General features: G+C 70.7%; 4 protein-coding genes and 1 pseudogene. All 5 read left to right on the top strand.

Going from position 1 to position 4,612, the window contains the following annotated elements:
• The first annotated feature begins 3 nt into the window (after positions 1-3).
• Positions 4-2,172 (top strand): TonB-dependent receptor, encoded by a 2,169-nt coding sequence (locus FFS10_RS22625; RefSeq protein ID WP_249931394.1) that lies wholly within the window; start codon positions 4-6, stop codon positions 2,170-2,172.
• Positions 2,173-2,248: 76 nt separating this feature from the next.
• Positions 2,249-2,932: a Fe2+-dependent dioxygenase gene (locus tag FFS10_RS22620; protein ID WP_137896851.1), complete on the top strand. Its 684-nt coding sequence runs from the start codon at positions 2,249-2,251 to the stop codon at positions 2,930-2,932.
• Complete coding sequence (locus tag FFS10_RS22615) at positions 2,929-4,068, top strand: alpha-hydroxy acid oxidase (protein WP_137896850.1); 1,140 nt, start codon at positions 2,929-2,931, stop codon at positions 4,066-4,068. The genes FFS10_RS22620 and FFS10_RS22615 overlap by 4 nt, the downstream gene beginning before the upstream one ends.
• A 36-nt stretch (positions 4,069-4,104) precedes the next feature.
• The gene (locus FFS10_RS22610; RefSeq protein ID WP_137896849.1) at positions 4,105-4,344 is read left to right on the top strand and encodes a (2Fe-2S)-binding protein; all 240 of its coding nucleotides are present in this window, start codon (positions 4,105-4,107) and stop codon (positions 4,342-4,344) included.
• Positions 4,345-4,440: 96 nt separating this feature from the next.
• Positions 4,441-4,612 (top strand): annotated as a pseudogene (locus tag FFS10_RS23620) (energy transducer TonB); the annotation flags it as partial.

The following is a 4,612-nucleotide window of genomic DNA, read 5'->3' as shown; positions in this document are numbered from 1 at the left end:
CCCCTGCTGCCACTGGGCGCGATGCTGCTCGCCGGATCGATGAGCGCACTGGCGCAGCCGGCGCCCGCCGATGAGGCGCAGACACTGAAGACCGTGGTGGTCAAGGAGCGCGCCGAGGGCAAGGAGGCGCTGCGCGCGACCACCACCGGCATAGGCAAGGGCGAGCAGCAGCTGCGCGACATCCCGCAGTCGGTCACCGTGGTGACCGAGAAGCTGATCGACGACCGCAACCTCGACACGCTCAAGGAAGCGCTGAAGAACACCGCCGGCATCAGCTTCCTGGCCGCCGAGGGCGGCGAGGAGGACATACGCCTGCGCGGCTTCTCGCTCGCCACCTCGGGCGACATCTTCGTCGACGGCCTGCGCGACCCGGCCTTCTACGAGCGCGACACCTTCAACAACGACCGCATCGAGCTACTGCGCGGCTCCGCCTCCATGCTGTTCGGGCGCGGCTCCACCGGCGGCGCGGTGAACCAGGTCAACAAGCAGCCGCGCCTGCTCGACACCCACGAGGTCTCGGCCACCGTGGGCAGCCATGGCTACCGCCGCGTCACGGGCGACTTCAACCTGCACACCGGCGAGAACGCCGCCCTGCGCATCAATGCCATGGGCACCCAGGCCGACAACAACGGCGCGGGCAGCAGCCTCGACAAGCGGGGCATCGCCGGCACCTACCGCTGGGGCATAGGCACGGCGGACGAGTTCTCGGCAGGCCTCTACCACCTGGACAACCGCAACGGCATCAACTACGGCCTGCCCTGGATCCGCCCCACGGCCAGCGCCAGCGTGGCCGAGACCACCCTGCTGCCGCTGGACCCCAAGGCCTACTACGGCATGGCCAGCGACCGCAACAACGGCGCGGCGACCTACGGTACGCTGAGCCACCTGCACCGCTTCCAGGACGGCAGCGCCCTCAAGACCACGCTGCGCAAGGGCCACTACGACCGCGACCAGCGCGCCAGCGCCATCCGCTTCGTCAACCCCACCTACCTGAGCAACTTCGGCGACGCCACCGTGCTGCGCCGGGGCACGAACAACAAGATCCAGGACCTCGACACCGTGATGCTGCAAAGCGATTTCAGCACCAGGTTCACGGGCCTGGGCGTGCAGCACGAGCTGCTGGCCGGCGTCGACTACTCGCGCGAGAGCTTCGTCAACTACAACGCCACCACGCCCACCGGCGTGACCTTGACCAAGCCCAACACCACGGTCGGCAAGCCCAACGACGGCGCCTGGATCGACGAGAGCCGGCGTGTGCTCAGCCCCGGCCGGACCTTCGAGGCGCGCGCCGCCGGCATCTACGCGCAGGACATGGTGCAGATCGCTCCGACCTGGAAGCTGCTGGGCGGGCTGCGCTACGACCGCTTGCGCGGCGACTACTGGCAGGCCGCCACAGCCACGGCCGCCGCAGCCGCGCGCAGCCGCAGCGACGGCGTGTGGAGCAAGCGCGTCGGCCTGCTCTACCAGCCCGATGAGCTGAGCTCCTACCACATCTCCTACGGCACCTCGTTCAACACCTCGGGCGACACCTACCAGTACGACGCCCTGGGCGCCAACACGCCGCCCGAAGGCAGCCAGAACATCGAGCTCGGCGCCAAGCTCGACTCGGCCGACAAGCGCTACACCACCCGCCTCGCACTGTTCCACGCCACCAAGACCAACGAGCGCAACCGCGACCCGGACAGCGCCGCCTCGGCCTACCTGCTGTCGGGCAAGCGCCACACGGCGGGCTTCGAGATCGACCTCACCGGCCGCCTGACGCCCAGCTGGGAGATCTACGGCTCCTACGCCTGGACGCCGATCGCCAAGATCGACGTGGGCGCGCCCACCACGGCCCTGGCCCTGGCCGGCGAGCTGCAGGGCCAGCGCCCCTCGCTCACCCCGCGCCACAGCGGCACGATCTGGAGCACCTACCAGCTGACGCCGAAGTGGCGCGTGGGCGGCGGCCTGAATTTCCGCAGCTCGCAGACGCCCAACCGCAACCCCGGCTGGGCCGCGCCCAGCTTCGTGACAGCGGACCTGATGGCCGAGTACCTGCACAGCGAGCAGCTCGCGTTCAAGGCCAACCTGAACAACGTCACCAACAAGCTGTATGCCGACGCGCTGTACTCCGGCCACTACATTCCCGGCGCCGGGCGCCTGTTCCAGCTGCAGGCGACCATGAAGTTCTGAACGCGCACCGCCGCCTCGCATTGCCGCCCCGCCTGCCGGGGCGGCTTTCGCTTTTCAACCTCTGCCAATTCCCACCATGCTGCTCACCCTCCCCGACATACTCAGCCCGCAGGAGGTGGCGAGCGCCCGCCAGTGGCTGGCCGACGCGCCCTGGACCGACGGCCGGGACAGCGCCGGCCCGCAGGCGCGCCAGGTCAAGAACAACGAGCAGCTACCGCACGACTGCGAGGCCGCGAACCGCATCCGCGCCATGGTGCTGCGCGGCCTGGACCGCAGTCCCCTGTTCTTCTCGGCCGCCCTGCCCAAGAAGGTCTTCACCCCGCGCCTGAACCGCTACAGCGGCAGCAGCAACGCCTACGGCCCCCACATCGACAACGCGGTGCGCGCCGTCGCCGGCAGCGGCGAGCGGGTACGCACCGACCTGTCCTGCACGGTGTTCCTGTCCGACCCGTCGGCGTATGAAGGCGGCGAACTCGCCATCACCGACACTTACGGCGAACACGCGGTGAAGCTGCCCGCGGGCCACGCCGTGCTCTACCCCGGCACCAGCCTGCACCAGGTCAAGCCCGTCACCCGCGGCCAGCGCCTGGCCTGCTTCTTCTGGATCGAGAGCATGGTGCGCAGCGACGAGCAGCGCCGCCTGCTGCACGAGCTCGACATGAACCTGCTGCGCCTGCGCCAGCAGCACGGTGAAACGGCCGAGACCACGGCCCTGACCGGCACCTACCACAACCTGCTGCGCATGTGGGCCGACACATGAGCTCCCCCGCCGCACGGCCCCTGCCGCCCGGCCTGGTCTCGCTGGCCGATCACGAGGCCCATGCCCGCCGCGTGCTGGACGACAACGCCTGGGCCTATTTCAGCGGAGGCGCCGCCGACGAGCTCACGCTGCGCGCCAACCGCGGCGCCTGGGACCGCCTCGAACTGCTGCCGCGCGTGCTGCGGCCCTTGGCCGGCGGCCACACCCGCGTGCCGCTGCTCGGCCGCACGCTGGCCCACCCCATCCTGCTGGCGCCGGTGGCCTACCAGCGCATGGCCCACCCCGACGGCGAGCTGGCCACCGCCCATGCGGCCGCCGCGCTGGGCGCCGGCCTGGTGCTCAGCACCCAGGCCAGCACCCGGCTCGAGGACGTGGCCCAGGCCGTGCTCGGCGACCCCGGGCGCGGCCCGCTGTGGTTCCAGCTGTACCTGCAGCCCGACCGCGGTCTCACGCGCGAACTGGTCCGGCGCGCCGAGCAGGCCGGCTACGAGGCGCTGGTGCTCACCGTCGACGCACCGGTCCATGGCGCGCGCGACCGCGAGCGCCGCGCCGGCTTTCGCCTGCCGCCCGGCATCCAGGCCGTGAACCTGGCCGGCCGGCCCGCCGCGCCGCCACCACCGCTGCAGCCCGGCCAGAGCGCCCTGTTCGACGGGTTGCTCGCCCATGCCCCGACCTGGGAGGACCTCGCCTGGCTGCAGGCCCAGACCCGACTGCCGGTGCTGCTCAAGGGCGTGCTGCACGAGGACGACGCGCGCCAAGCCGCCAGCCTCCAACTGGCCGGCCTCATCGTCTCCAACCACGGCGGCCGCACGCTGGACACGACGCCCGCCAGCGCCGCCCGGCTGCCCCGCATCGCCGAGGCCGTGGCCGGCCAGCTGCCGGTGCTGGTGGACGGAGGCATACGCCGCGGCACCGACGTGCTCAAGGCCATGGCCCTGGGCGCCAGCGCCGTGCTCGTGGGCCGGCCCGCGATCTGGGGCCTGGCCAACGCCGGCGCCATGGGCGTCGCCCATGTGCTGCGCCTGCTGCGCGACGAGCTGGAAATCGCGATGGCCCTGTGCGGCTGCCGCACGCTGGACCAGGCGCACGGAACTTTACATTCTCGTTTTGCAAATACGATTTATTCGCATTTATAATCGCAAACAGATCAACCAGCCAAGCATGGCCCCATCATGATTGTGTGTGTCTGCAACCGCGTTTCCGACCGAGAGATCGCGCGCCATGTGCGCGGCGGCATGAGCTTCGACGACATCCAGCTGGAGCTGGGCGTGGCCACGCAATGCGGCCGCTGCGAAAGCTGTGCCCGCCAGGTCGTGGACCAATGCCATGCCGCGCATCCGGTGGCCGCCATAGCGGCCCGGGAGGCGGTGGTCGCCTGGGCCACGCCCTCCGCTCGCCTGGCCGCCGCCTGATGCCGGCCATCGCCGTCCCTTGCCCCGCGCCCAGCCGCTAGCCCCGCGCTGCGGCCTGCGCTTGGCCGACGACCTCGCCGCCGCCTGGCCTGAACTATGATTTCCTCCTCCCCTCTTCCTGGCATGCCGGGCATGAACCGCAACCTCGTGATCGCGGGCAGCGTCGTGGTCTTCCACGTGGCCCTGCTGTGGGCGCTGCAGACCGGCTTGCTGCGCCGTGCGGTCGAGGTCGTCGTGCCGGCGCAGATCCTCAGCGAATTCATCAGCC

It is taken from the genome of Ramlibacter sp. 2FC (assembly GCF_005503345.1).
Classification (GTDB): Bacteria; Pseudomonadota; Gammaproteobacteria; order Burkholderiales; family Burkholderiaceae_C; genus SCMQ01.
This window is presented reverse-complemented; position numbering and strand designations above follow the sequence as displayed.

Excerpts from the sequence above, each read along its gene's own strand:
- FFS10_RS22610 (WP_137896849.1), top strand. The coding sequence starts at position 4,105 with ATGATTGTGTGTGTCTGCAACCGCGTTTCCGACCGAGAGATCGCGCGC.
- FFS10_RS22620 (WP_137896851.1), top strand. The coding sequence starts at position 2,249 with ATGCTGCTCACCCTCCCCGACATACTCAGCCCGCAGGAGGTGGCGAGC.
- FFS10_RS22615 (WP_137896850.1), top strand. The coding sequence starts at position 2,929 with ATGAGCTCCCCCGCCGCACGGCCCCTGCCGCCCGGCCTGGTCTCGCTG.